Source organism: Streptomyces sp. NBRC 110611 (assembly GCF_001590865.1).
In the GTDB taxonomy this organism is placed as follows: Bacteria; Actinomycetota; Actinomycetes; order Streptomycetales; family Streptomycetaceae; genus Streptomyces.
Genome location: NZ_BBUY01000019.1, coordinates 1 through 23,909 on the forward strand (window position 1 = coordinate 1; position 23,909 = coordinate 23,909).

23 protein-coding genes are annotated in these 23,909 nt (G+C 71.2%); 10 read left to right on the forward strand and 13 right to left on the reverse strand.

The genetic code is table 11. The features are described from left to right. Positions 1-118 precede the first annotated feature (118 nt). Positions 119-1,057 carry an EamA family transporter gene (locus tag AZE13_RS27645; protein WP_066938053.1) on the reverse strand — a complete coding sequence of 313 codons (939 nt, stop codon included), beginning with the start codon at positions 1,055-1,057 and terminating at the stop codon, positions 119-121. A 99-nt stretch (positions 1,058-1,156) separates the two neighbouring features. On the opposite strand from AZE13_RS27645, the gene AZE13_RS27650 reads away from it, so the two are divergent. Beyond that, positions 1,157-2,131, forward strand: coding sequence for a LysR family transcriptional regulator (locus AZE13_RS27650; RefSeq protein WP_066937784.1), 975 nt, complete (start codon positions 1,157-1,159; stop codon positions 2,129-2,131). Between the two features lie 93 nt (positions 2,132-2,224). On the opposite strand, the gene AZE13_RS27655 is transcribed toward AZE13_RS27650, so the two are convergent. Further along, positions 2,225-3,031 carry a hypothetical protein gene (locus AZE13_RS27655; protein WP_066937787.1) on the reverse strand — a complete coding sequence of 269 codons (807 nt, stop codon included), beginning with the start codon at positions 3,029-3,031 and terminating at the stop codon, positions 2,225-2,227. Positions 3,032-3,916: 885 nt separating this feature from the next. Here AZE13_RS27655 and AZE13_RS27660 point away from each other — a divergent pair. Together AZE13_RS27660 and AZE13_RS27665 are read left to right on the forward strand one after the other, a co-directional pair. Continuing rightward, positions 3,917-4,936 carry a terpene synthase family protein gene (locus AZE13_RS27660; RefSeq protein WP_066937790.1) on the forward strand — a complete coding sequence of 340 codons (1,020 nt, stop codon included), beginning with the start codon at positions 3,917-3,919 and terminating at the stop codon, positions 4,934-4,936. Continuing rightward, positions 4,929-5,891, forward strand: coding sequence for an SAM-dependent methyltransferase (locus AZE13_RS27665; protein WP_181690463.1), 963 nt, complete (start codon positions 4,929-4,931; stop codon positions 5,889-5,891). The genes AZE13_RS27660 and AZE13_RS27665 overlap by 8 nt, the downstream gene beginning before the upstream one ends. 77 nt (positions 5,892-5,968) lie before the next feature. Here AZE13_RS27665 and AZE13_RS27670 read toward each other — a convergent pair whose 3' ends face one another. Genes AZE13_RS27670 through AZE13_RS27690 form a run of 5 tightly spaced genes read right to left on the reverse strand, consistent with a single transcriptional unit; the run spans position 5,969 to position 10,190 of the window. Further along, positions 5,969-7,372: a cytochrome P450 gene (locus AZE13_RS27670; RefSeq protein WP_066937793.1), complete on the reverse strand. Its 1,404-nt coding sequence runs from the start codon at positions 7,370-7,372 to the stop codon at positions 5,969-5,971. Further along, complete coding sequence (locus tag AZE13_RS27675; protein ID WP_066937796.1) at positions 7,369-7,989, reverse strand: GTP-binding protein; 621 nt, start codon at positions 7,987-7,989, stop codon at positions 7,369-7,371. The genes AZE13_RS27670 and AZE13_RS27675 overlap by 4 nt, the downstream gene beginning before the upstream one ends. Continuing rightward, on the reverse strand, positions 7,970-8,299 hold the full coding sequence (locus AZE13_RS27680; RefSeq protein ID WP_181690469.1) for a DUF742 domain-containing protein: 330 nt from the start codon (positions 8,297-8,299) through the stop codon (positions 7,970-7,972). Before AZE13_RS27680 ends, AZE13_RS27675 begins: the two co-directional genes overlap by 20 nt. Positions 8,300-8,319: 20 nt before the next feature. Continuing rightward, the gene (locus AZE13_RS27685; RefSeq protein WP_181690470.1) at positions 8,320-8,706 is read right to left on the reverse strand and encodes a roadblock/LC7 domain-containing protein; all 387 of its coding nucleotides are present in this window, start codon (positions 8,704-8,706) and stop codon (positions 8,320-8,322) included. A gap of 17 nt (positions 8,707-8,723) precedes the next feature. Next, entirely contained in the window at positions 8,724-10,190 is a 1,467-nt protein-coding gene (locus AZE13_RS27690; protein WP_107288469.1) for a sensor histidine kinase, read from the reverse strand. A 361-nt stretch (positions 10,191-10,551) separates the two neighbouring features. Here AZE13_RS27690 and AZE13_RS27695 point away from each other — a divergent pair, with 361 nt between their 5' ends. After that, complete coding sequence (locus tag AZE13_RS27695) at positions 10,552-13,017, forward strand: Orn/Lys/Arg decarboxylase N-terminal domain-containing protein (RefSeq protein WP_066937807.1); 2,466 nt, start codon at positions 10,552-10,554, stop codon at positions 13,015-13,017. A 62-nt stretch (positions 13,018-13,079) separates the two neighbouring features. On the opposite strand, the gene secD is transcribed toward AZE13_RS27695, so the two are convergent. From secD to AZE13_RS27715, 4 genes are all read right to left on the reverse strand, one after another. After that, a complete protein-coding gene (gene secD / locus AZE13_RS27700; RefSeq protein WP_066937811.1) occupies positions 13,080-15,428 on the reverse strand; it encodes a protein translocase subunit SecD in 2,349 nt (782 codons plus the stop codon). 67 nt (positions 15,429-15,495) lie between these two features. Then, positions 15,496-15,969, reverse strand: coding sequence for a hypothetical protein (locus tag AZE13_RS38435; protein ID WP_066937817.1), 474 nt, complete (start codon positions 15,967-15,969; stop codon positions 15,496-15,498). 91 nt (positions 15,970-16,060) lie between these two features. Continuing rightward, positions 16,061-16,708: a response regulator gene (locus AZE13_RS27710; RefSeq protein WP_066937820.1), complete on the reverse strand. Its 648-nt coding sequence runs from the start codon at positions 16,706-16,708 to the stop codon at positions 16,061-16,063. Next, complete coding sequence (locus tag AZE13_RS27715) at positions 16,705-17,658, reverse strand: HAMP domain-containing sensor histidine kinase (protein ID WP_066937823.1); 954 nt, start codon at positions 17,656-17,658, stop codon at positions 16,705-16,707. The genes AZE13_RS27710 and AZE13_RS27715 overlap by 4 nt, the downstream gene beginning before the upstream one ends. A gap of 361 nt (positions 17,659-18,019) precedes the next feature. On the opposite strand from AZE13_RS27715, the gene AZE13_RS27720 reads away from it, so the two are divergent. The 5 genes from AZE13_RS27720 to AZE13_RS27740 all read left to right on the forward strand — a co-directional run bounded on the left by AZE13_RS27720 (position 18,020) and on the right by AZE13_RS27740 (position 21,834). Then, complete coding sequence (locus AZE13_RS27720; RefSeq protein ID WP_079124434.1) at positions 18,020-18,346, forward strand: TraR/DksA family transcriptional regulator; 327 nt, start codon at positions 18,020-18,022, stop codon at positions 18,344-18,346. A gap of 182 nt (positions 18,347-18,528) precedes the next feature. Beyond that, complete coding sequence (locus tag AZE13_RS27725) at positions 18,529-19,566, forward strand: hypothetical protein (RefSeq protein WP_079124435.1); 1,038 nt, start codon at positions 18,529-18,531, stop codon at positions 19,564-19,566. A 348-nt stretch (positions 19,567-19,914) separates the two neighbouring features. Continuing rightward, positions 19,915-20,718 carry a hypothetical protein gene (locus AZE13_RS36455; RefSeq protein ID WP_066937825.1) on the forward strand — a complete coding sequence of 268 codons (804 nt, stop codon included), beginning with the start codon at positions 19,915-19,917 and terminating at the stop codon, positions 20,716-20,718. 164 nt (positions 20,719-20,882) lie between these two features. Further along, positions 20,883-21,500, forward strand: a complete 618-nt coding sequence (locus AZE13_RS27735; RefSeq protein ID WP_066937827.1) for a class F sortase — start codon at positions 20,883-20,885, stop codon at positions 21,498-21,500. 94 nt (positions 21,501-21,594) lie between these two features. Beyond that, positions 21,595-21,834, forward strand: a complete 240-nt coding sequence (locus AZE13_RS27740) for a hypothetical protein (RefSeq protein WP_181690464.1) — start codon at positions 21,595-21,597, stop codon at positions 21,832-21,834. 56 nt (positions 21,835-21,890) lie between these two features. On the opposite strand, the gene AZE13_RS27745 is transcribed toward AZE13_RS27740, so the two are convergent. Beyond that, on the reverse strand, positions 21,891-22,325 hold the full coding sequence (locus AZE13_RS27745; RefSeq protein ID WP_258528027.1) for a DUF1707 domain-containing protein: 435 nt from the start codon (positions 22,323-22,325) through the stop codon (positions 21,891-21,893). 198 nt (positions 22,326-22,523) lie between these two features. Here AZE13_RS27745 and AZE13_RS27750 point away from each other — a divergent pair, with 198 nt between their 5' ends. Continuing rightward, positions 22,524-23,174, forward strand: coding sequence for a TetR/AcrR family transcriptional regulator (locus tag AZE13_RS27750; protein ID WP_066937832.1), 651 nt, complete (start codon positions 22,524-22,526; stop codon positions 23,172-23,174). Between the two features lie 103 nt (positions 23,175-23,277). Here the strand turns inward: AZE13_RS27750 and AZE13_RS27755 are convergent, their stop codons facing one another. Then, on the reverse strand, positions 23,278-23,664 hold the full coding sequence (locus AZE13_RS27755; RefSeq protein WP_066937835.1) for a hypothetical protein: 387 nt from the start codon (positions 23,662-23,664) through the stop codon (positions 23,278-23,280). Between the last annotated feature and the right edge of the window lie 245 nt (positions 23,665-23,909).

A 23,909-nucleotide genomic window follows, 5' to 3' on the forward strand; every position in this document is an offset into this window, starting at 1 on the left:
ACGAAGCCCGCCCGACACACACCGGCGCAGCCGGGCCGGTTCAGGCCGGGCCCGGCCGGGCCCGGCCGGTGAGCCTCCTCGTCCGCGGGCGCCACGGCCCGGCTCATATCGGCCCAGCTCAGCCCGGTCCAGCTCCCGCTGCCACCTTGGGGCCGTGGACCGCGCCCGGATCCCGGTCTTCGTCCGCCGGCCCGGGGCCGCGCCGGGCCCCGCTCAGCAGCGTGACGGCCACCCCGCCCACCAGGAGAGCCGCCGCGCACCAGCGCAAGGCGCTCACGCCCTCGCCGAGCAGCAACGCCGCCGAGGACATCCCGAAGACAGGCACCAGGAGCGAGTACGGGGCGACGGCGGAGGCGTCGTATGTACGGAGCAGGCGGCTCCAGACCACGAAGCCGAAGACGGTCGAGCCCCAGGCCACGTAGAGGAGCGCTCCGGCTCCGCTGAGGTCCAGGGCGCGCAGTGCGGCGAGGTCGGCGGCGGGGCCCTCGAAGAGCAGCGAGAGAGCCGTCAGCGGAGCCACCGGCACCACACAAGTCCACACGATGAAGTTCAGGGCCCGGGGCGGTGAGGCCTTGCGGGTGGCCACGTTGGCCACACCCCAAAAAGCGGCGGCCGTCACGACCAGCACGAAGCCGAGCAGCGGACCGGAAGTGCCCTCGTCGACCGCGGCGAGCGCGATGCCGGCCAGGGCGATGACCATGCCCAGCAGGCGTGTGCGGCCGGGGCGTTCGCCCAGTACGGCGGCCGCGAGCACGGCGGTGAACACCGACTGCACCTGAAGGACGAGTGAGGACAGGCCCGCCGGCATCCCTTCGTGCATGCCGACGAACAGCAGGCCGAACTTGCCGACGCCGAGCGCCAGCCCGACGGTGACGATCCACCGCCAGGGAACGCAGGGGCGGCCGACGAAGAAGACCGCGGGCAGCGCGGCGGCGAGGAACCGCAGAGCGGAGAAGAGCAGCGGAGGGAAGTGGCCGAGGCCGACCTCGATGACGACGAAGTTGACACCCCAGACGGCGGCGACGACAACGGCGAGAGCTATGTGCACAGGACGCATGGGCCGAGCATCCCGGCAGCGGACCGTGAAGACCAGCACAGATCACTTCATGGTTGGATGCAGCAATACTGAAGGGTTTCGTCTCGTCGAGGGGGTTCGATGCTGGATCTGGCCCGGCTGCGGGCACTGCACGCGGTCTCGGTGCACGGCTCCGTGGGAGCGGCCGCCACGGCGCTCGGATACACGCCGTCCGCGGTGTCGCAGCAGATCGCGAAGCTGGAGCGGGAGACCCGCACGACGCTGCTGGAGCGGCAGGGCCGCGGGGTGGTACTCACCGACGCGGCACGGCAACTGGCCGGTACGGCAGAGGAGTTGCTCGCCCTCGTGGAGCAGGCCGAGACGGCGCTGGAGGAACGGCGCGGGCGGCCGGCGGGACGACTGCTGATAGCCGCCTTCCCCACAGCGGCCCGCGGCCTGCTGCCACCGGTCCTCGCCCGGCTCGCCGCGCTCCACGACGACCTCGACGCCCGGCTCGTCGAAGCGGAACCGCACCAGTCGGTGGACCTGGTCGCCCGCGGCGCGGTGGACCTGGCCGTCACCCACGACTGGGACATCGCACCGCTGCCCGCCCCGGAAGGGGTCGAGCGGGCGGCGCTCGGCGACGACCCCTCGGAGGTCGCCGTGACGGCCGGGCATCCGCTGGCCAGGCTGGCCGCGGAGAGACTGGGCGGCACCCTGGAGCGGGCGGACCTGGCGGGCGAACGCTGGATCTGCCAGCCCCCGGGATCGGTGTGCCACGACTGGCTGGTCCGGACGCTGCGCGCCTCCGGCCACGAGCCCTTCCTCGCCTACCAAGTGACGGAGTACCAGACGCAACTGGCGCTGGTCGCCGCCGGACTCGGCATCGCCCTGATACCCCGCCTCGGCCGGGGCCCCCTACCGGACAACGTGGTGACACTGCCGCTCGAACCGGCCCCGATGCGACGGCTGTATGCGGTCTGGCGCCCGGGAGCGGCGCGCCGCCCGGCGATCACCGAAACCGTACGCGCACTGCGCCCCCACACCACGCCCCTCACCACCCCGGCGGACCGCCCCGACGGACCACCACCGGACGACGGCGGACGACTGCGGTGACGTGACGCGCGCCATGACGGGCCATCACGCGGCAGCGAGTGACGCACGGTGATGTGTCGTCGTCGCTTCCCCTGTCGCGTCACGTGCGGGCCGTCAGGGCTGGACGTCGACCGGCTGCTCGGTGCGGAGGTCACTGACGAAGCCGTTGTCGACCGCGCGCATCCAGTAGGAGTGTGTGCGGACCGCGGCGGGAATGGCGGCGTCCCGCTCCAGTTCGCGGTTCATGGAGGTAGCGCCGCCCTTGACGTCCCGCTGGAACGTGTAGGGATCCCACAGGCCGAGTTCGCTGATGTAGAAGGGCTTGCGTTCCATCAGCATGACCTGGTCCGGATTTCCCTGTGGCGGCTGCCAGTTGACGCGCACGGTGGCCCCGTCGAGGCGTTCGACCGAGGTGAGTTCCGGTGCCTTCGGGATCGCGGAGGGGGCGGCGGGTGTGAGGATGCCGCTGTGGATCGTACGGGGCACTGAGGGGTCGTAGCCTTCCGGGTTCTGCAGCTCGCCCGTGACGCGAAGGGCCGCAGGGGCCCGGGACTGCCCGGTCCGGCCGCCCGTGCACGCGTCGACCTGGGTGGCCTTGCGCCAGCCGCCGGACACCCTGACGTCGGCCTCCTTCTGGAGCTTCAGCTCGCGGGCGTCACCGTCGAAGATTCCGCTCACGGAGTAGGCGTAGCGCGAGTCGTGGGAGCGGACCACCTGATAGCTGCACCGGTCCACGGCCGCGGCGCGCGCGTCGACCGCCGACCGGTGCGCGGGCGCGCTGCGCGCCGGTCCGGCGGTGGAGGTGAGGGCCGGAGCGGCGGCGGGGGCCGGCGGAGCCGCTGTGGCCACGGCGGCGCCCGAGGCGAGAGCCGCGAGGCTCAGGGCACATACAGCGATTCGGGCGGTGGTACGGGACAGCATGCGGCCTCCGATGACATCTTGCGGTTGATGCGGCTGTGGGGTTGATGCGGCTCTGTGGTTGACGGGAGCCCCACCCGGCGCCGGCGCGCGGGCGGCAGGCGGGCAGGGCGGCGCGGGCGGGCGGTGCGGGCTGAGCGCGTAAACGTTCCGGAACGTTCCGGCGGACCGTCCCGGGTGCGGACCGCTCCTGATCGAGAGCACCGAATCGAGAACACCGAATCAGGAGCGTCGAAACGGGAGTGTCGAATTCGAGAGCCCCGATCAGGTTCGGACACTACCGGCAATGAAGAGTCATGAGGCAGTCAAGAATTGGCAAAGCGCAGGTTTTGCGTCAACTTTGGCGTTCGCACGACAGGCCGGCCTCTCCTGCCGCGCCGCCCCTCCTACACGGCACGGCGGCCGCTGTCGAGAACACGTCTTCCGGCCAAGAAAACAACGATGACTATCCGCCGGCCGTCCCGGCTTCTAGCGTGCCCCACGTCGCGCCCTTGGCGAGGTGAGAGGAACCACGTGATACGCACCGACGGTCAGGCAGGTCTTCCCGGCTGCTCCGGACATGGCACCCGAGCTGCTCCGCAGCCATGACGGTGCCGGCTACGCGCGCTCGCCGCGGCCAGGCGCCGTGACCACACCTCGTTGCACGTGGTATTGATCCGCACTCGTTCCGTGTCCGTCGGCCCACGTATTCCGCCCGAGTTCTCGATGTCCGGATTACGTACATACCGCTGGTGCACAACGGCTGCGAGGCCGCCGCCTCCACCTCTCCACACCCCCAAACCCGGTCCCCGTCCCACGGATTCCCGCACCGGCCGCCCCGGCGACGTCGCCCCCGCAGGCCAAGACGCCGAGGCGAATCCGCCAGATCCGATCACGAGGAGCGCAACCATGGTCCGCAACATCACCGTGCCGACTCCGATTCAGATCGATTTTCCCGTCTCCCGCCTGGACACGGTGTCCCGGGGGTGGGTGCAGGAACGCGCCGAACAGGTGGTTCGGCTGCTGCGCGGCACCCCGTACCGGCACCTCGCCTCCAGCGTCAGGGCCTGCGCCGACCTCACCGAGATCGTCTATCCCCTGGCGGACACCGAGCACGTGAAGGCACCGGCGGAATGGCTGCTCTGGGTCTACCCCCTGGACGAGTACTGCGAGAAGCTCGCCCGTTCCTCGGCCGAGGGGATGCGGTTCGTGGAGCACATCTTCGCGTCCATGACGGCTGATGCGCCGCCTTCGGAGCCCGTCGGCCGCGGTATGCGGGAGATGTGGCTGGCCGCCCGGGCCGTCATGAGCGACGCCTGGCAGCAGGAGTTCCTGGAGGACCTGCACGCGTACCTGACCACCGCGGTGCGGTCGGCGACCGAACTCGCCCGGGAACCTCTGCCGTCGCTGGAGGAGTTCATAGCCTTCCGGCGTGACCTGTCCGGCACCAAGCCCACGGTCGATCTCGTGGAGGCGTCGGCGGGCGTACGACTGCCCGACTCGGTACGGGCCGCGCGGAGCTGGCAGACGGTCAAGGCCTGCTGTGCGGACGTGATCGCCTGGACCAACTGCTACTACTCCTACGGGAGAGAGCACAGCGAAGGCGAACGTCACAACCTCGTGAACCACTTCGTCGAGACGGCCGGCATGGACGTGGCAGCGGCCAGGGACGAAGTGGCCCGGATGATCAATTCCCGGGTACATGAGTTCCTCGACGCCGCGGCGGCGCTGTCGGCGGACGAGTCCGCCGCCGGGCTGAGCCCGGCGGACCGGGAATCCGTCAGCCGCTGTGTCCTCGGCCTCACGTACTGGATGCGCGGCCATCTGGACTGGTACCTCCAGATCTGCCCCGAACGCTTCTCCGAGCCCGAACGGCTGCGAGCCGACGATGCGTTCCGTCCGGAGGGAGGCCGGCAGGGCCATGAGTGACACCAGGGGAGTCATCAGGGGAAACGTAAGGGGAGTCACCGGGACCGCGCGTGAGGACCAGATATCCACCGCACGGGACCATCTCGATGCCAAGGCCTCCCACATAGTGGAGAAATACGGTCCCGGCCCGCGGGTCCACTACCACATCGGACTGTTCGACGGCGACGGCGACGAGCCCGACGCCACCAGCAGCAACGCCCTCGGCACCACCGAGGCCGGCATCGAAGGGATCCGCCTGCGCATCACCCGGGCGCAGCACGCCCTGGTACGCCGTGCCGCGCGGGCATGGTCGGCCGAGGAGATCCTGCGGCCCGGCGCCGAGGTCATCGACGTGGGCACCGGCCTCGGCGGAGGCGCCATCCACTGGGCCGAGCGGTACGGCGTCATCGTGTGGGCGGTCACCAACGTCGCCTCGCACATCGCGCACATCGAGCGCTTCGCGGCCGAGGCCGGCGTCGGCGACCTGGTGCGGCCGGTACTGTCCGACGCACGGGACATCCCGGCCCCCGGACGCACGATCGACGCGGCCGTCGCCATGGAGAGCCTGTGCTACATGCCTCGCCGCCTGGTGTTCGGCCGGCTGGCCGAGCTGGTCAGGCCGGGCGGCTGGCTGTGCGTCCAGGACGTGTTCCTGCGGCGCCCGCGATGGCAGCCGGCCTTCGACGCGTACTGGAAGACGTCCATCGGGACGAAGGACGAATACGTCGCCGCAGCCCGCGACGCCGGCTTCGTCCTCGACCGTGACGAGGACGTGAGCCGCTGGACGAGCGAGTTCTGGGTGCAGAGCATGGCATGGGCCGAAGCGAGGATCGTCCAGCTCGAAGCGCAGTGGGAACGGGACGCGCAGCTGCATCATCGCCTCGTCGAATCCCTACGCTGGCACGCGGGCTTCCACCGGGCCTGGCGCGATCACGCCATCGAGGTACGGCTGCTGCGGTTCCAGCGCCGCGGGTGACAGGGCCCGGCCCGAGAACCCGCGCCGCAGATGCCGGGATTCTCGTCCGACGAGGCGCGGGCCCCTGCGGAGCGCGGTCAGCGGCGGCGGAACAGGCGGCCCAGCCACGGCCACAGATTCTGCAGCCCGGCCGGTGACCGGGGCCGGGCTGCGGCGGGCACACCATCCGGCGCGTGGGACGCGGCGGGGGGCTGCTCCGGACCGGGCCCGGTACCTCCGGCGGGCACACCGACAGGGCGCTGGGGGGTGAAGGTCACCGGGAGTTCCTCGAGGTGCTGGGACATGAGTGTGCCCCGGCGCTTGAGCGCGGAGTCGTCGACGGACAGCTCGATGTCGGGCAGACGGGACAACAGCGCCTCGATGCCGGTGTCGGCGATGGCACGGCCGATGTCCTGGCCGGGGCACTCGTGCGGCCCGGCGCTGAACGCCAGATGCGAGCGGTTGCCGTGCACCGGCTGGGACAGGTCCGGCCGGATCTCCGGGTCGACATTGCCCGCGACCAGGCCGAGCAGCAGCATGTCGCCGCCCTTGATCTGCTGACCGCCCAGCACCGTGTCGGCCGTCGCCCAGCGGCCCAGGATCGTGTTGAGGGGCGGCTGGTCCCACAGGACCTGTTCCAGTGCGTCGGGCAGCGTCATACGGCCACCCGAGAGACTCGCGCGGAACCGGTGGTCGGTGAGCACCATCCGCAGCGTGTTCGCGATCAGGTTGGCGGTGGTCTCGTAGGCCGCGACCAGAACGACCCGGACATGCGCCAGGACCTCGACGTCCGTCAGGTCGGCGTGGTGGTCGAGCAGCCAGGACGTCAGGTCATGGCCACGGGCGGCCTTCTTGTTCTCCACGAGCTGGTACAGCGTGGTGGTGACGTACTCGTCGCTGGCGAGCGCGCTCTCCGTGCCCTGGATCATGTCGCGGACCGCCCGGACGAGCTTGGGGCCGTGCTCCTCCGGTGCCCCGACCAGCTGGGTCGCGACCAGCATCGGCAGCTGACTGGAGAAGTCCGCCACGAGATCGGCCCGGCCCTGCGCCACGAAACCGTCGATCAGCTGGTGGGCGAAGCGTGTGACATAGCGGCGTACCCCGCGCCGGTCGAAGCGCTGCAGGGAGTCCAGCACCGCACCGCGCAGCCGCTCGAAGACCGGGCCGTCGTTGAAGTTGATCACGGGCCACCACGTCACCATCGGGCCCAGCGGATGGTCGGCGGGGATCACCGTCCCCTCCCGCGCGGCGCGCCAGGTGCGGGGGTCGCGGGAGAAGCGGCTGGGGTTACGGGCCACCTCCAGGTTCTCGTTGTGGCCGAGCACCAGCCAGGCCGGCAGGTCTCCGTGCACGAGCACGGGGGCCACCGGGCCGTGTTCCGCGCGCAGTTTCTCGTACAGGGCCATGGGATCGCGCCGGGCTTCCGGGCCGTGGAGGCGTTGCCGGCCGTCCGGGCCCAGGCCGTGGGCCGGGCACTCCGGTGGCGGGGAAGGCATGTTCATGAGGTCTCCGTAACAACAAGCGAGTGCAGATAGTGCATCAGGGTCATCAGGACGTCGCGGCTGGAATCACGGCGCCGGGCGTCACAGGACAGCAGGGGCACCGCCTTGGGCAGGTCGAGAGCGGTACGCAGCTCCTGCAGCGCGTACACCGGCGCTCCCGGAAAGGCGTTGACCGCGACGACGAAGGGGACGCCGCGTTCCTCGAGACGGCCCATCACATCGAAGCTGACCTCCAGGCGACGGGTGTCCACCAGCACCACAGCGCCCAGAGCGCCTTCGAACAGTCCGTTCCACAGGAACCAGAACCGCTGCTGGCCGGGGGTGCCGAACAGATACAGGATCAGCTCGTCGCTGATGCTGATCCGTCCGAAGTCCATCGCGACCGTGGTCGCCGTCTTGCGCTCCACCCACGCGCGGTCGTCGACGCCGACCCCGGCCTGGGTCATCGTCTCCTCGGTGGTGAGCGGGCGGATCTCACTCACCGAGCCGACCAGGGTGGTCTTGCCGACCCCGAAGCCGCCCACCACCACGATCTTGACCGCGGCGGAAGCCGTGTGCGGCAGCCGCTCCTCGCTGAGCGGCTCCATGAGGGCGGGTTCACAGTCTTTGAAGTCCATCGATCACTGCCTCGATAAGTGCGCGGTCGGGGAGCTCGGCGGCCGGCACCGGTGCGCGGGTGAGCACCCGCTGCTCGTCCAGGAGATCGCTGATCAGAACGCTGACGACGCTCACCGGCAGACCGGTGTATGCGGATATCTCCGCCACCGAGAGAGGCGATTGGCATAACTGCAGGATCGCCGCGTGTTCGGGCGGCATCCCGGCGGTGGGGCCGTTCCTGGCCACGATCAGCGTGACCAGGTCAAGGGTGTTGGAGGCGGAGGAGCGGCCACCCGTGATGACGTAGAGACGCTCCGGGCCGTCGTCCATTCCCTCCTGGTCCGCGTCGTTCACCTCTCCTGCCCGTCGCTGCGGGGCGGGCTCGTGATGTGGTCCCCGAGCCGGATGATCAGGTCCCGCATGCTCTGTCCCATCAAGCCGGCGTCCACTCCGTCATCGGCGAGTACCGCGAGGTACGCCCCCGAACCGGCCGCCATCAGATAGAAGAAGCCGCCTTCCATTTCGATGACCACCACCTTCATTCCGCCTGCCTCATGGGGGAGTTCGGCCCCGACGGCGGCCGCGAGGCTCTGCAGTCCCGAGCAGGCCGCGGCCAGCCGGTCGGCCGTGTCGGTGTCCCCGCCGTGCTGCCCCATGCGCAGCCCGTCCGCGGACAACACCACGACATGGCGGGTCTGCGGCACACTCTCCGCCAGATCCTTGAGCATCCAGTCCATACTGGCCCGCTGCTGAATCACTGTTCTCCTCTCGGCGCGGCGGCATCGTCGCCCGTGCTGTTGCCGCCGCCGGTCAGACCGTCCTTGAACGCGACCAGCCACTCACCCGGAGTCCGCTGCGGACCGGGCTCCTGCCGGCGCGGGCCGCCGGCCGGGGCGTCGTCCGCCCTGGCCGCGCGGGACCTGCGGCGTCGCTGCGGCAGACCGTTCGCCGTCCGCCCCACCGGCCGGTCGTCGGCGTGGGACGGCGCGGCCTGCGGCGCCGCAGCCTGACGAGGAATGACCGGCCGCGATTCGGCGGCCACCCGGGGACCGGAGAAGGTACCGATGCCGTGCGCCACGCCGGACGCCTCCGCCGCGGTGGTGATCAACTGCTGAGGGACGACGAGCACCGCCCGCACGCCGCCGTAGGCCGACTTGCGGAGCGATACCTGGAAGCCGTAGGCCTGGGCGAGCCTGCCCACCACCGCCAGTCCGAGCCGGGGGGACTCCCCCAGGTCACTCAGGTCGATGCCGTGCTGAGCCTGCTCGAGCATCTGCTCGGCACGCCGGCGGGCCGGCTCGCTCATCCCCACACCGCCGTCCTCGATCTCCACCGCGATACCCGACTGCACCTCTGCCGCGGTCAGGTGGACGCGGGTGTGCGGCGGTGAGTAACGGGTGGCGTTGTCCAGCAGCTCCGCCAGCGCGTGGATGAGCGGCTCCACTCCGGTGCCGACCACGGCGACGTCCATGGCGGCGCTCAGATCGACCCGCTCGTAACCGACGACCCGGGACATCGCGCCACGCAGCACGCTGTACAGCGGCACCGGCCGGTTCCACTGGCGGCCGGGCCGGGCACCACCGAGGACGGCGATAGAGTCGGCGAGCCTGCCGATGAGCGCGGTGTTGTGGTCGATCCGCAGCAAGTCACCGAACACCGCGGGGAACTGTCCGTGACGGTCCTCCATCTCCCGCAGTTCCTGGGCCTGTTGATGCACGATCGCCTGCACGCGGCGGGACAGGTTCACCAGGGACCGCTGAGCGGAATCCCTCAGCGCCTCCTCCGCGTCCACGGCGTCGATCACGGTGCGCAGGACCGCCCAGTGGGCCGCCTGGAACTCCGGAGGCAGGCCCTGGTAGGAGTCCGCCCACCGCGCCGTCAGCCAGTTGAGGACCTCCTCGGGGCCGCTGTCCAGGCGCAGGCGCGTCAGCATGTCCGGTACGAGCTTGTCGGCCAGCCGCGCGGTCGCCTCCTGCTGGCACGCCACCGTGGTGGTCTGCGCCTCGGCGGACTCCTGCGACGTCACGGCCTGCCGGCTCCCGCGCGTGGCTGCTCTCGCCGTGGCGGAAACGGCGACCACGGCCGTCCCCCCGACCCAGGCGGCCGCCGTGGGCCCGGAAGGCGACACCACACCTACCGCCGCCGCGGAGGCCACCACGGGTATGAGCCACGCATACACCGCTGTAGAAGGCAGCCTGGACAGCGCTCTCTTCCGGACCATGGGCATCCTCAACCAGGGAATAGAAGATCGTATGACTACCTGCCGGAGAGTATCGGCATGTGCACAGGGAAGTTGCCGCTCCGTCGGCTTGTCACCGGGACGGGCGGACCTTGGCCGTACCGCTGCCGGACGGGCCGGTACGTGGGACACTTCCCGCCGCCCAGAGCGGGAAGAGGCCCGGGGGGGGGCGGGGGGCGGAGATGCGGTGAGGCCCTCGACGAGGGGCACGGCGTCCCGTTTTCGCTCTTCGGGGTGGTTTCGGTCCGTCCGCGGTGCGCGGCCGGTGGTCTTCCCGTTCACTTCGGGAGGCCGCGCGTTGTGCGTACCAGCAGGCCATACGCCGATACACACGGAGGGCACCATGGCAGACGGGACAGTCCTGTTCGCGGTACCGGAGTTCCCGGAGAGCGGAGGCGCCGGGGCCGAGCAACTGCGCCGAATCGGCAAGGAGTTGGAGAGCCAGGGTTTCGAGGTGCGCTGGGCTCCCACGTACGAGGACGCCCAGGCGGTCCTGCGTACGGAGGCGGGCCTGGCCGCCGCGGTGGTGGACTGGGGCCTCCCGGAGGGCGGCGAGGCCGCCGGCGAACCGGGCGGTGCCCAGGTGCTGCGCCAGGTGGACCGGCGCTTCCAGAACCTCCCGGTCTTCCTGGTCACGGCCGGCGAGGATCTCGAACACCTGCCGCTGTGGGTGGCGGAGTCCGTGATCGGCTACATCTGGCCGCTGGAGGACACCGCGGGCTTCATCGCCGGGCGGATCGCCGGCGCCGCCCGCGGCTACCAGGAAGAGCTGCTGCCGCCGTTCTTCGCGGCACTGCGCCGCTTCGACGACGCGCACGAGTACTCCTGGCACACCCCGGCCCACTCGGGCGGTGTCGCCTTCCTCAAGTCCCCGGTCGGCCGGGCCTTCCACGACTACTTCGGGGAACGGCTGCTGCGCAGCGACCTGTCCATCTCGGTCGAGGAGCTCGGCTCGCTGTTCGAGCACACCGGCCCGGTCGGTGCGGCGGAGCGCAACGCGGCCCGTATCTTCGGCGCCGACCGCACCTACTTCGTCCTCCACGGCGACTCGACCTGCGACCGTATGGTCGGTCACTTCAGCGTCACCCGCGACGAGATCGCGCTGGTGGACCGCAACTGCCACAAGTCGGTCCTGCACGGTCTGGTGCTCTCCGGAGCCCGGCCGGTCTATCTGGTCCCCACACGCAACGGCTACGGACTGGCGGGCCCGCTGCCGCCCGCCGAGATCCAGGCGCAGGCGGTCGCCGCCCGGATCGGCCGTCACCCGCTCGCCCAGGGCGCGGTCTCCCGCGAGGCGCAGTACGCGGTCCTCACCAACTCCACCTATGACGGCCTGTGTTATGACGCCCTCCAGGTCGCCCGGGCCCTCGCCCCCAGCACACCGCGGCTGCACTTCGACGAGGCATGGTTCGCCTACGCCCGCTTCCACCCCCTCTACGCCGGGCGCTACGGCATGGCGGTGGGGCCCGGCACCTTCCCCGGCCCCGACCGTCCCACCGTCTTCTCCACCCAGTCGACCCACAAGCTGCTGGCCGCGCTGTCGCAGAGCGCCATGGTGCACGTCAAGCCCGCGCCCCGGGCACCGGTGGAGCACGACCGGTTCAACGAGGCGTTCATGATGCACGGCACCACCTCACCGCTGTACCCGATGATCGCCTCCCTGGACGTGGCCGCCGGGATGATGGACGGGCCCCAGGGCCGCTGGCTGATCGACGAGGCGGTGTCCGAGGCGATCCGCTTCCGCCAGACCGTCGTACGCATCGGCCGGCGCGTCGCGGAGGCCGGCGACCGCCCCGGCTGGTTCTTCGGTGTCTGGCAGCCGGAGACCGTGGCCGACCCCGCCTCCGGCGAGCGGCTGCCCTTCGCCGATGCCCCGGCCGAGCTGCTGCGCACCGAACCGTCCTGCTGGCAGCTGGAGCCGGGAGCCGACTGGCACGGCTTCACCGGCCTGGCCGAGGGCTACTGCCTGCTGGACCCCGTCAAGGTCACCCTCACCTGCCCTGGCATCGACGCGAGCGGGCGGATGGCCGACTGGGGGATCCCCGCCCGTGTCCTCACCGCCTACCTGGCCACCAGGAACATCGTGGTGGAGAAGACCGACAGCTACACCACCCTCATCCTGTTCTCCATGGGGATCACCAAGGGCAAGTGGGGAACCCTGATGGACGCCCTGATGGACTTCAAGGCGCTCTACGACCAGGACGCGCCGCTGGAGCAGCTGCTGCCCGGTCTGGTCGCCACCCATCCCCAGCGCTACACCGGCCGGACCCTGCGCGGGCTGTGCCAGGAGATGCACGACCACCTGCGCGAGGCCCGCCTGGTCGAGCTGCTCGACACCGCCTTCCAGGAGCTGCCCGAACCGGTCACCCCGCCCCAGCACTGCTACCAGCGCCTGATCCGCGGCGGCACCGAACGGGTACGGCTGGCCGACGCGGCCGACCGGATCGCCGCCGCGATGGTCACCGTCACCCCGCCCGGTATCCCCGTCCTGATGCCCGGCGAGAACACCGGTGCCCCGGACGGTCCGCTGCTGCGCTACCTGACCGCCCTGGAATCCTTCGACCGGCGCTTCCCCGGCTTCCACAGCGAGACCCACGGCGTCACGCTCGACGCGGACACCGGCGACTACCTCATCGAATGCGTACACCGGGCCCCGGCCCAGCACACCGGCGACGCCGCCGCCACCGCCACCGTCACCGGAGAGCGGCAGACCGTGCCGGCGCCGGCCTCCCCCGCCGCCCCGCCGTCCGCGGACGGACACCAGGCAGCACGGCACCTCACCTCGCAGCGCCACCCGGCCGACAGCTGAGACGGAGAGGAATACAGACCCACGAGTCGGCCCCTCTGCAGGAGAGGGGCCGACTCGTCGGGTCAGACGCGGGCGCCGGTGTCGCCGGGTGTCCGTATGCCGTCGCGTTTCCGGCGGCCGGCCGGCTGCGGCGGTGGTGCGGAGCCGCGGGCCTCCCAGGCGATGGCCAGCGGGGTCGCGGTGAACAGGGAGGAGTAGGTGCCGACGGTGATGCCGACGAGGAGGGCCAGAGCGAAGTCGGTGAGGGTGTCACCGCCCAGGACGGCCAGCGCGGTGAGGATGAAGGCGGCGCCGAGTCCGGTGTTGAGAGTGCGGGGAACGGTCTGGAGCAGGGCGGTGTTGGCGATCGTGGGGAAGGGGGTTCGGCGTCCGGTGGCGGTCCGCAGTTCGCGGACGCGGTCGAAGACGACGACGCAGTCGTTGACGGAGTAGCCGATGACGGTGAGGAGGGCGGCGAGGAAGACGCCGTCGACGGGTTTCCCGAGCCAGGCGAAGACACCGGTGAGGATGAGGACGTCGTGGGCCAGGGCGGCGACCGCGGCGAGCGCGAAGGTCCAACGGAAGCGGACGGCCAGGTAGGCCAGTTGGGCGGCGAGGGCCACGGAGAGGGCGATCAGGGCGCCTCGGCGGAGTTCGGCGCCGAGGGTGGGGCCGATGTGCTCGTCGCGTTGCTTCTCCGCCCCGTGGCCGAGGCGTTCGACGAGCGTCGTCACGGTGGCGGCCTGGGCCTGGGAGAGCTGGGGGGTGCGGAGGGTCAGTTCACTGGTGCCGGAGGTGTTGACCTGGGTGCGGGGCAGTCCGGCGTCCTGCAGGGCGGTCCGCGCGCGGTCGGGGTCGACGGGGGTGCGGGTGGTGTACTCGATGAGACGGCCGCCGGTGAATTCGACGCCGTAGTCGAGGCCGCGTACGGCGATACCGGACACGGCGAGGACCAGGGCGGCGGCGGAGAGTGCCAGCCAGCGCCGGCGGTGGCGCATCAGGTCCGGGCGGCGCCTCATGAGCCAGGTGCGGACGCGGCCTTCACCCGCCAGGCCGGTGAGACGGGGGCGACGCTGCACGGCCCGCCGGGAGACGGCGAATTCGGCGAGGACCCTGGTGATGAGGAGCGCGCTGACCATCGACGCCAGGACACCGACGGCCAGGGTGACACCGAAACCTCGTACCGGGCCCGAGGCGAAGAAGAACAGCAGGGCGGCGGCGAGGAGGGTGGTGATGTTGGAGTCCGCGATGGCGCTGAAGGCCCGGCGGAAACCGCTGACCAGGGCGGTGCGGAGGGTCCGGGGGCGACTGCCGGAGGGCCGTGGGGCGTGGTACTCCTCCCGGGCGCGTTCGAAGACCAGGACGTTGGCGTCGACGGCCATACCGATGGCGAGGACGAAGCCGGCCAGGCCGGGGAGGGTGAGGGTGGCGCCGAGGGCGAGCAGGGCGGCGTAGGAGATGAGGGCGTAGCAGGCCAGCGCGAGCGTGGCGAGCGCGCCGAGCAGGCGGTAGACGACGGTGATGAAGACGGCCGTCAGCGCGAGGCCGACGACTGCCGCCTGGGCGCTGGCGGTGATGGCGGCCGCGCCCAGGGCCGGGCCCACGGTGCGCTGTTCGACGGTCTCCACCGGTACGGGCAGTGCACCGCCGTTGACGAGCAGGGCCAGCTCGCGCGCCTCCTCGTGGCCGAAGGAGCCGGTGATGCGGGTCGCACCGCCGGTGATGCCGGTGCCGCACGGCACGGACGTATCGACCTGCGGTGAGGAGATGATCTCGCCGTCGAGGACGATGGCCGCCCGGCGGGCCGGATCACCGGGCCGGGCACACGCCGCCTCGCCGGTCAGCTCGGCCCAGGCCCGCTCACCACGGCCGTGCAGGTCGAGCGCGACGAACCAGCCGGTTCCGTCGTGGCTGTCGAACCGGGCCTCGGCACGGGCGACTTCGGCTCCGGTGAGGGATGGGGGGCCCAGCGGGAGGGGCGTGCCCGAGGCATCGGGCAGGGTCTTGTGGGGTTGGCCCGGGCCTTCGGCCTTGGGCTGGGCTCCCGCCTCGGACGGAGCTTCGGCCGGGGCGCCGGCCGGGCCGGGCAGAACCGGGTGGATGGTCAGCTGGGCGGTGCGGCCCAGTACCTTGGCGGCTTCCTCCGGGGCCTGCAGGCCGGGGAGTTCCACCACGATGCGGTTCTCCCCGGAGCGGGCGATGCTCGGCTCGGCGACACCCAGCGCGTCCACCCGGCGGCGCAGCACCTCCAGCGTACGGTCGGTGGCGTCCCCGTCGGCCTTCGCGGTCGGCGAATCACGGGTCTCCAGGACGATCTGAGTACCGCCGCGCAGGTCGAGACCGAGCCGTAGGGGCTGGGTCAGCGCGAGATAGGCGGACAGGGCGAGGACGGCGAGCGCGAGCAGCGCCCGCACTCTGGCAGCACGGGTCAAGGGGATTCCCACAGGTGTACGCGGGCCGCGCGCGCGGCCGCGGAGGACGGTGAACAGTCGGCGTCGATTACCTGAGGGAGGGCGGCGGCGCACGGCCCGGACGGCACCCCGGACAGGCGAGGCGATCGGCGGGCGGGACGCGCGGGCGCAGGAGGCGGCCGGGGTGGAGGCGTACCTCGCCCAGCCGGCCGGCAAGGTGCGCGGGCGGGAGGGGCGGCGGCAGAGGCAGGTTCCTGAGCTGCTGGGCGGCAGCGCAGACCGGCTGAACAGTGGCGTGGTGCGAGTCGGGAGGACCCGGCGCGGCGGCACGGGCCGAGCAGGTGGCTCCGGAGGTGTTGACGGAGGCGGAAGCCGACGCGTCGACGGAAGCGGAAGGCGACGCATTGACGTAGGCGGAAGGCGACGCGGTCGGCAGCAGGCCCGCGACGGCAGGAGCTCTGGCGGGCAGGAGGGCCAGGGCAGTCAGGACGGTCAGGAGAGTCAGCAGCGTCAGGAAGACCCGCGACAGCGGCCCCCGCCCGGACACCGGCACCTGCTCCACCTCCCCTCCCCCGCGTCGTTGCGTCCCTGCGTCGTTGCGTCGTTGACGAGCCCCGGCCCGTCCCGCCCCGGTCCTCCGCGGCGGCCTGCCCTCACGGCTCGATCAGGCCCACCCGGATCGCGTAACGCGTCAGCTCCAGCCGGTCGCGCATCCCGAGCTTGTGCAACAGGTTCGCCCGATGCCGCTCCACCGTCTTCACGCTGATCACCAGGATCTCCGCGATCGCCTTCGACGAATGGCTCTCCGCGATCAGCTTGAGGACCTCCTCCTCACGGGAGGTCAGCAACCGGTCGGAGACCGTGTCTCCCTGCCGTGCGCGGTCGAGGTAGTGCCGGATCAGCGCGGTCACCGCGCCCGGATAGAGGAAGGGCTCGCCGCGCATCGCGGCCCGGCAGGCCTCGACCAGATCCCGGTCTGCGACCGACTTCAGTACGTAGCCACAGGCACCGGCCTTGAGCGCCTCGAAGAAGTACTGCTCGTTGTCGTACATCGTCAGGATCAGGATGCGCAGTTCCGGGTGGCGGGCGGAGAGTTCGCGGGCCGCCTGCAGGCCGGTCATCCGTGGCATCGCCACGTCCAGGATCGCGAGCTCGGGCTCGCAGGTACGGGCCAGCTCCAGCGCCTCGGCACCGTCGCCGGCCTCGGCCACGACCTTCAGGCCCGGTTCGGCGTCGAGGATCAGCCGGACCCCGCGCCGTACGAGGGCGTGGTCGTCGGCGAGGAGGATACGGGTCGTCATGCCACGCCTCCGTCCCGCGGCACGGTCAGACGTATCCGGGCGCCGCCGGACGGACCCGGGCCGATGTCCAGGTCGGCGCCGATGAGCACGGCGCGCTCCCGCATGCCGCGGATGCCGGCGCCTTCGTGGGCATGGCCGATACCGTGCCCGTCGTCCGAGACCTCCAGCACGACCGTCGCCGGGGTATGGCGGAGCGTCAGGCAGACGCTCCGCGCCTCGGCGTGCCGGGCCGCGTTCGTCAGTCCTTCCTGGGCGACGCGGTAGAGCACCAGCTCCGTATCCGGTTCCAGGGCCGGCAGACGTGGGTCGAAGCGGCGCCGCACCGTGAGGTCGGTGTGGGTGGTGAAGTCGTTGGCCAGTGAGGTCAGGGCGCTGGTCAGGCCCAGGTCGTCCAGGACGCCGGGGCGCAGCCGGCGGGCGAGCCTGCGGACCTCCCCCAAGCTCTCGCGGGTGGTCTCCTGCGCCTGCTGCAGATCCGTGCGCAGCGGTTCGGGGGCCCGGTCCGCGGCCCGCTTCAGCTCCAGCAGGACCGCGGTCATGCTCTGCCCCACCTCGTCGTGCAGTTCCTGGGCGATCCGGCGGCGCTCCGACTCCTGCGCGGACAGCGCCCGGGCGCTGCTGCTCGCGCGCTCGGCCTCCAGCCGGCCGAGCATCTCGTTGAAGGTGCGCAGCAGTTCTGCCACACCGCCGTGGCCGCCGACCGGCAGCCGCTGGCCCGGTTTGAGCAGATCGACCGTGGTCATCCGCTGGGTCAGCCGGTCCAGCGGGGCCAGGCCGATGCGCAGCAGAGCGGCATTGGCGATGAGCATGACCACCAGGCCGCCCACCAGGACGACGGCCTCGGTCAGGACCACGGGTACGGAAACGGTCACCGGGGCCCACAGCAGGAGTGCCGTGGCCGCGCAGAGCACCACCGCATTGAGCCCAAAAATCCGCCAGAACAAAGACACAGTTCGCAAATCCTCCTTGGCTGCCACTCTCCCATCCGTACGGGATGCACTGCCGGGCAGGTCAGGATCCGGCTCCAGCGCCGGAGTCGGCTCCAGCGCCCGAGGGGGTGACTTCCAGCCTCCTCGACGTTCGCCGCCAGGTCGATCGGGGGCGCCCCCCATCCCCTCCACGGCAGCAGCCCGCCCCCACCGGAGAGCTACAGCGTCGACGGCCCGGAAATGGGTGTCAGGCCCCATGGCCGGCGCATCGGCGAGCGGCCATGGTGGGAGTGAGTAACGCAGTGCGCCGGCTCGCGGCCGTCAGAGTCGCCTCGCGGCCGGCCCGCGCCCTCTGGGCGTACGGAAAGGAACCCGCTCCCCCATGCCGTCCGAAATGCTCCGCCCCGCCTCCCACCACCGCTGGACCCTCGCACACGAGATGCACCAGCGTCTGGAGCACGAGCGCACCTCGCGCCTCGCGCAGCTCGCCGCGCTCAAGGAGAGCGCACCGACCGGCACCGACACCCAGCTCGCGGTACAGATGAACGCGATACGCCGGGTGCTGGCCGAGATCGAGGCCGCCCAGTCCCGGCTGACCTCCGACACGTACGGAACCTGCCAGGCCTGCGACCGGCCGATCCCCGCCGAGCGCCTGGAAATCCTGCCGTACGCCCGCTGCTGCGTCGGCTGCCAGGAGCGCACCGGCTGACGGCGCAGCCCCGCGCACCGGCCGGGAGGATGGCCGCCCCCGGCAACCTCTCCCCCCGTACTCTCCCCTCCGTATCCGTCCTCCGCACCCGCCCCTCCATGCCCGTCGGGCGGCCGGGTAGCCTGATAGCCGCCAGGCCGTCAGCCCACCCGAACACCGGGTATCCGCAGGGGAGTTGCCATATGAGCACGGCTCATCCGCCGACCCGACGTGCCGTGCTCGCCGCCGCGCTGGGCGGCGCCGTGGCAGTGGCCGCGCCGCCCCGCCCGGCTGCCGCCCGCACTCCCGTCCACTCCCCCGTGATCACCAGCCGGGCGCCGACGCTCCACCCCGAAGGCGTCACCTGGGACCCCACCCGGCAGGCGTTCCTGGTCGGTTCCGTCCGCCACGGCACCGTCTCCGTCGTACGGCCGGACGGCACCGTCCGCACACTCGTCGACGACCGGCTGATGGTCTCCACCCTCGGCATCACCGTCGACCCCGTACGCCGCCGCGTCCTCGCCACCTACCAGGACCCGGGATTCGGGACCCGGACCAGCTGCCGGACCCGCGGCAAACAGTCGGGACTCGGCATCTTCGACCTCACCACCGGAGCGCCGCTGCACCGGGTCGACCTGAGCACGGTGCCCGGTTCCGCGACCGGTGTCCACGGCGCCGACGACGTCGCCGTGGACGCCCACGGGAACGCGTACGTCACGGACATCGTGACCGGAGAGCTCTACCGAGTGGACCCCGCCGGGCAGCCGTCGCTGCTCCTGCGCAACCCGGACCTGCTGGGCCGCCGAGGAGTCGGCCCCAACGGCATCGTGTGGTGTCCGACCGGGCACCTGCTCGTGGCCCGCTACGACACCGGAACCCTGTTGCGCGTCCCGGTCCACGCCCCGGACCGCGCCCGCCCCGTCAGCCTGCGGCAGCCGCTCATCGGCGCCGACGGCCTCGCCCTGCGTGCCGACGGTTCGCTGGCCGTGGTCACCAACCGCCTCGCCTCCGACGGCCCCACGGCCGTGACGATTCTGCGCTCCACCGATGACTGGACCTCGGCCACCGCCACCGCCCGCCACACCCCCTGGCCCGACGCCACCCCCACCACCGCCGCGGCCACCCCGCACGGCACCTACGTGGTCGACGGCCGCCTGCCCCAACTCTTCGCCGGCGCCCCGACGGACGGCTTCGTCCTCCGCCGTCTTCCCTGGACCGAAGACCGCGACGTGGCCGCATGACAGGGTGCGCTGCCGTCATGGGCCGCAGCGCATAAAGGTGCCCCGCGCCTTGCGGGGCACCGAATGCAATTGAATGAATGGTAAACCAGAACGTCAAAAGGGTGCCGGTACTTGGCCGAAAGGCCGGATGGCCGGTCGTCCCTTCTCCGCCTTTCGGCCGAGGTATTTCGTGGCGGCTTCGGGACCAAAGACCCGCATCAGGCCACAGTTGCCTCACCGTGCTCTTGTCTTCGGCCCGCTGTTACAAAGCCGAAGAATTGCCGTGATGTGCGATGAATAACTTCCTTGGTGTCGCCGCCGAACGGAGCGGTTGACGACGACCGACTCGGACTCGTAAAGGAACTCTCCATGGCTTCCTCCCGCCGCACGGCCACCCGCCGCAACCTCGTCCGTACGTCCGCGATCGCCGCCGTCGCCAGCTCGGCGCTGCTGCTGCCGGCCGCCGCCGCGTTCGCCGACAGCCCTGCCCCCTCCGCCGACTCGGCGAGCCCGACCGCCGAGCAGGACAAGAAGCAGGACGGCACCCAGGGCCAGGACCAGCAGAAGGACGGCCAGGACAAGAACAACCAGGAAAAGGGCAACCAGCAGAAGGAGGAGCAGAAGAAGGGCGACGACCAGAAGGCGGACAAGGACAAGGAGAAGAAGGACAAGAGCGGGGAGCGCAAGTTCATCCGCAGCCAGAGCCTGGCCGGCGGCTTCACCGCCAAGGTCTACAAGCTCGGCCAGAACCACTACCAGGCCGACATGTACGCCAAGGCCCCCGACACCGGCAAGCTCGTCAAGTACGACACGCTGGAGACCAAGGGCGGCAAGCCCGCCTACGGCCAGCACAACGGCGCCCACTTCGTCCTGCAGCCCGACGGCACCATGACCTCCTGGACCGAGGGCGGCAACAAGAAGCCCGACGACAAGGGCGGCAAGGACAACAAGAACAAGAAGCAGGACCAGCACAAGGCCGTGCCCGGCGACAGCACCAAGGGGCAGGGCAAGGTCATCCCCAAGGGCGGCGTCAAGGCCGGTGCTGAAGGCGTCGAGACGGGCGGCGACCACACCATGCTGCTCGCCGGCGGTGGTGCCGCCACCGCCGCCGCGGCTCTCGGCTTCACCGTGCTGCGCCGCCGCAAGGCCGACGAGTCCGGCGACAACGCCTGATCCCCCTTGTGACACACAGGGGTTGAGGCGGTCCGCTCCCTCCCTCACCGGAGCGGACCGCCCGCTTCTGCCCGCACCCCGGCCCTTGTGCGTACCGGCGCCCGGCCGGCCCGTACCCCTGCCGTTCCCGTACCACCGTCACCCGCTACGCACCTGGAGTCGCCGTGACCACCACTCGTACGCCCCGTCTCGGCCGTTTCGCGACCTGTGCCGCGCTCACCCTCGCTGTCGCGGGCGGGCTGACGGGCTGCGGCAGCGGCGACACCCCCGGCCCCGACGTCAACATCAAGAACGCGGCGACCGCCCCGGCCAAGGAGACCGCGCCGCCCATGACGGCCTCCCCGCCCAAGCGCCTGCAGATCCCCTCCGCGGACGTGGACGCCGGTCCGTTCGTGCCGCTGGAGGTGGACGGCAGCGGGGAACTCGGCGTACCGCCGGTGAGCAAGGCCGAACAGCCCGGCTGGTGGACCAAGAGCCCCACCCCCGGCGCGAAGGGTGCGTCGATCATCGTCGCCCACTACGACACCAAGAACGGCCCGGCCCTGATGAAGAACGTCAAGAACATCAAGGTCGGCGATGTGATCAAGGTGCTGCGCGAGGACGGCTCCACCGCGACCTTCAAGATCCGCGAACGCCAGCAGGTCAAGAAGGACGCCTTCCCCACCCAGAAGGTCTACGGCGACACCGACCGCCCGGAGCTGCGCCTGCTCACCTGCGGCGGCGAGATCGTCGACGGCCACCGATCGGCCAACATCATCTTCTACGCCGACCTCGTGAAGTGACCCGCGGCGCGGCCCGCCCGCGCTTGTGACGTGGACTCAGATTGACCCTTGCGTGTGGCTGCACCGTAATTCGAACACGTGATGCAATATCCGCGTGATGCCTTACGCCTTCCCCGACGACCTCCTCCAGGCCCAACGCGACTGGTACACCGCGTATCAACAGCTCGCGACGACAGAGAATCCCGCCCGGACGACGGTGCTGCGGCGCACGCTGCAACGGCTGTCCGTGCGGATCACCACGCATCCGTACTGGGCGAGCATCCCGGGCCGGGCGCCGGCGGCCCGTATGGCGCTGAAGCAGCTGGCATGGGAGCCGGGAGAGGCCGGGTCATGACCGCCGCCGCCATGAGCCGGGGCAGGCCAAGAATCCGGGCGGGGCAGCCGGGGCCGTTACGAGCCGTTCTTCTTCTCCTCGTCTCGCGGCTTCTCCTCGCCGCGCGGCCACACCGCGATCGCGATCAGCACGGCCGCCCAAATCCCGAGCGGCGGCAAGGGCCAGAAGTACGTCAACTCGTGCTTGCGGAAGCAGTTCACGCCCCAGACCGCCGACATGATCACCGCGCCGCCGAGCCAGTAGCGCCACTCCTCCAGCCAGTCCCGCAGGTCCTTGCGGTCCCGTTCCCGTGCGGACGGCTCCGGTGCGGGCAAGTCCGCCGTCAGCGCGGCGAGTTCCGCACCGGTGCGCGCCTGGAGCGCCTGCCGCACACGCTGCCCGTGCTCGTGCACGTCCAGCCGCCCCTCGGCGAGTGCGGCGGCCAGCAGGTCGAGCGCGCCGTCACGCTCGCGGTCCGCGATCCGCATGGCGGACTCACTTCGGTCGTCCATCGGCGTCCCCATTCACCTTTCGCCGCTCACCGTTCGCCCTTCACCATGCGACTCGACTTTCGGTCCTTCGCTGTTCGGCCGCCGGTTCGGCGCTACCCGGGCGTTCGAGATACGACTGTATCCCAAAGAGGATACGAGCGTATCCTGACCGAGGGTGGGGACACCGCAGACCGAACGCGAAACGAGGAGCCGCACAGCGTGCCGAAGACCGTGGACCGCGACGAACAGCGGCGGCAGATCGGTGCAGCCGTACTGCGCCTCGCCTCCGAGCGGGGACTGGACGAGGTCAGTGTGCGCACGGTGGCCGCCGCCAGCGGCCGCTCCCCGGGCGCCGTTCAGAAGTACTTCCGCACCAAGGACGAGATGCTGGCCTTCGCCGCCGAGCTGGTCGGCGAACGCATCGAGCGGCGGATGGCCACCGTCGACTCCGGCCTCCCCCCGCGCGAGGCGCTCCGCGCACTCGTCCTCACCACCCTCCCCGTGGACGCGGAGCGCCGGGCCGAGGCCGCCGCCCAGCTGGCCTTCGCCACCCGTGCGGCCCATCACCCCGGGCTCGGCGCGATCCGCCGGCAGATCGACGAGGACGTCCGCGCGGCCCTGGGCGACTGGCTGGCGTCCACCGGGCACGGCAGTGGCCCGGATGCGGCAGCCGACTGCCTGGCCCTCGCCGATGCCGTGATCGCGCTCTCCGACGGACTGGCACTGCGGCTGTTGTACGCGCCCGGCGACCGGGACACGCTGCTGCACGCCCTCGACCGCGCCCTGGACGCACTGATCCCGCCCGCCCCCGTACCCGGGGCGGCGCCGCACCTCCGCAGCACCGGTCTCCCGCCGGCTGAAGCACGGTGATCCGCGCCGCCCCTGACGGGTGGGCCGACGAGTGAACGACGCACTCCGCGCAGCCGCAGTCAGGCGGACGGAGCGCGAACGGAGGCGGCGGCCGCCTTGCTCCTCAGCCGCAGTCGGGGGTGATCGACGCCACCGGCGCACCGGTCAGCTCCGCTGCGCCGAAGCCGTCGATCTCCTGTTCGCTCCCGGCGAAGTGCGGCTTGTCGTTCAGCCTCACGATGCAGCCGAAGTCGTCCGGTATCGGATTGCGTGCCGACAGCGGGGCCGCCGGCAGGGACAGTTCGTCGACTTCGGGGAAGGTGAAGCCGGTCCGGGTCACCTTCACGGGGAGGCGGTAGAGCACCTCGCCGGTCTGGTGATGACCGCTGAACAGGCAGAAGTCGCCCTTGCGACAGGTCACGGGTGCAGCCTGAGCGGGCAGAGCGGTGGTTGCCGCGATTCCCAGTGCCGCGAGGGTGGTGACGAGGCCGGTCCGAATGGTGCGCTGCAACAACGTGACTCCCTACGTTGATTCCTGCCGAGTTGTGCCGAGTGATGCCGAGCAGCGGGAGCTGATCGTCCCGCACCCGGGATGGAAGATCATTTCGGGTGGTTCGTCACCCGTGCGTGCACGGATCCAGCCGGTCACCGGTCATGGACGGCGGCACACCGGAGCGGGCCGGTGCGGGTCGGCGCGAGGTCCGCCGCGTCCAACTGCCCTGCGAAGGCAGCCCTGTTGGGGCGCCTCCATGCCTG

What these genes read in the sequence shown, in the direction of transcription:
- AZE13_RS27645 (WP_066938053.1), bottom strand. Translation starts at nt 1,057, where the DNA reads ATGCGTCCTGTGCACATAGCTCTCGCCGTTGTCGTCGCCGCCGTCTGG.
- AZE13_RS27650 (WP_066937784.1), top strand. Translation starts at nt 1,157, where the DNA reads ATGCTGGATCTGGCCCGGCTGCGGGCACTGCACGCGGTCTCGGTGCAC.
- AZE13_RS27655 (WP_066937787.1), bottom strand. Translation starts at nt 3,031, where the DNA reads ATGCTGTCCCGTACCACCGCCCGAATCGCTGTATGTGCCCTGAGCCTC.
- AZE13_RS27660 (WP_066937790.1), top strand. Translation starts at nt 3,917, where the DNA reads ATGGTCCGCAACATCACCGTGCCGACTCCGATTCAGATCGATTTTCCC.
- AZE13_RS27665 (WP_181690463.1), top strand. Translation starts at nt 4,929, where the DNA reads ATGAGTGACACCAGGGGAGTCATCAGGGGAAACGTAAGGGGAGTCACC.
- AZE13_RS27670 (WP_066937793.1), bottom strand. Translation starts at nt 7,372, where the DNA reads ATGAACATGCCTTCCCCGCCACCGGAGTGCCCGGCCCACGGCCTGGGC.
- AZE13_RS27675 (WP_066937796.1), bottom strand. Translation starts at nt 7,989, where the DNA reads ATGGACTTCAAAGACTGTGAACCCGCCCTCATGGAGCCGCTCAGCGAG.
- AZE13_RS27680 (WP_181690469.1), bottom strand. Translation starts at nt 8,299, where the DNA reads ATGGACGACGGCCCGGAGCGTCTCTACGTCATCACGGGTGGCCGCTCC.
- AZE13_RS27685 (WP_181690470.1), bottom strand. Translation starts at nt 8,706, where the DNA reads ATGGACTGGATGCTCAAGGATCTGGCGGAGAGTGTGCCGCAGACCCGC.
- AZE13_RS27690 (WP_107288469.1), bottom strand. Translation starts at nt 10,190, where the DNA reads ATGGTCCGGAAGAGAGCGCTGTCCAGGCTGCCTTCTACAGCGGTGTAT.
- AZE13_RS27695 (WP_066937807.1), top strand. Translation starts at nt 10,552, where the DNA reads ATGGCAGACGGGACAGTCCTGTTCGCGGTACCGGAGTTCCCGGAGAGC.
- AZE13_RS27710 (WP_066937820.1), bottom strand. Translation starts at nt 16,708, where the DNA reads ATGACGACCCGTATCCTCCTCGCCGACGACCACGCCCTCGTACGGCGC.
- AZE13_RS27720 (WP_079124434.1), top strand. Translation starts at nt 18,020, where the DNA reads ATGCCGTCCGAAATGCTCCGCCCCGCCTCCCACCACCGCTGGACCCTC.
- AZE13_RS27725 (WP_079124435.1), top strand. Translation starts at nt 18,529, where the DNA reads ATGAGCACGGCTCATCCGCCGACCCGACGTGCCGTGCTCGCCGCCGCG.
- AZE13_RS36455 (WP_066937825.1), top strand. Translation starts at nt 19,915, where the DNA reads ATGGCTTCCTCCCGCCGCACGGCCACCCGCCGCAACCTCGTCCGTACG.
- AZE13_RS27745 (WP_258528027.1), bottom strand. Translation starts at nt 22,325, where the DNA reads ATGGACGACCGAAGTGAGTCCGCCATGCGGATCGCGGACCGCGAGCGT.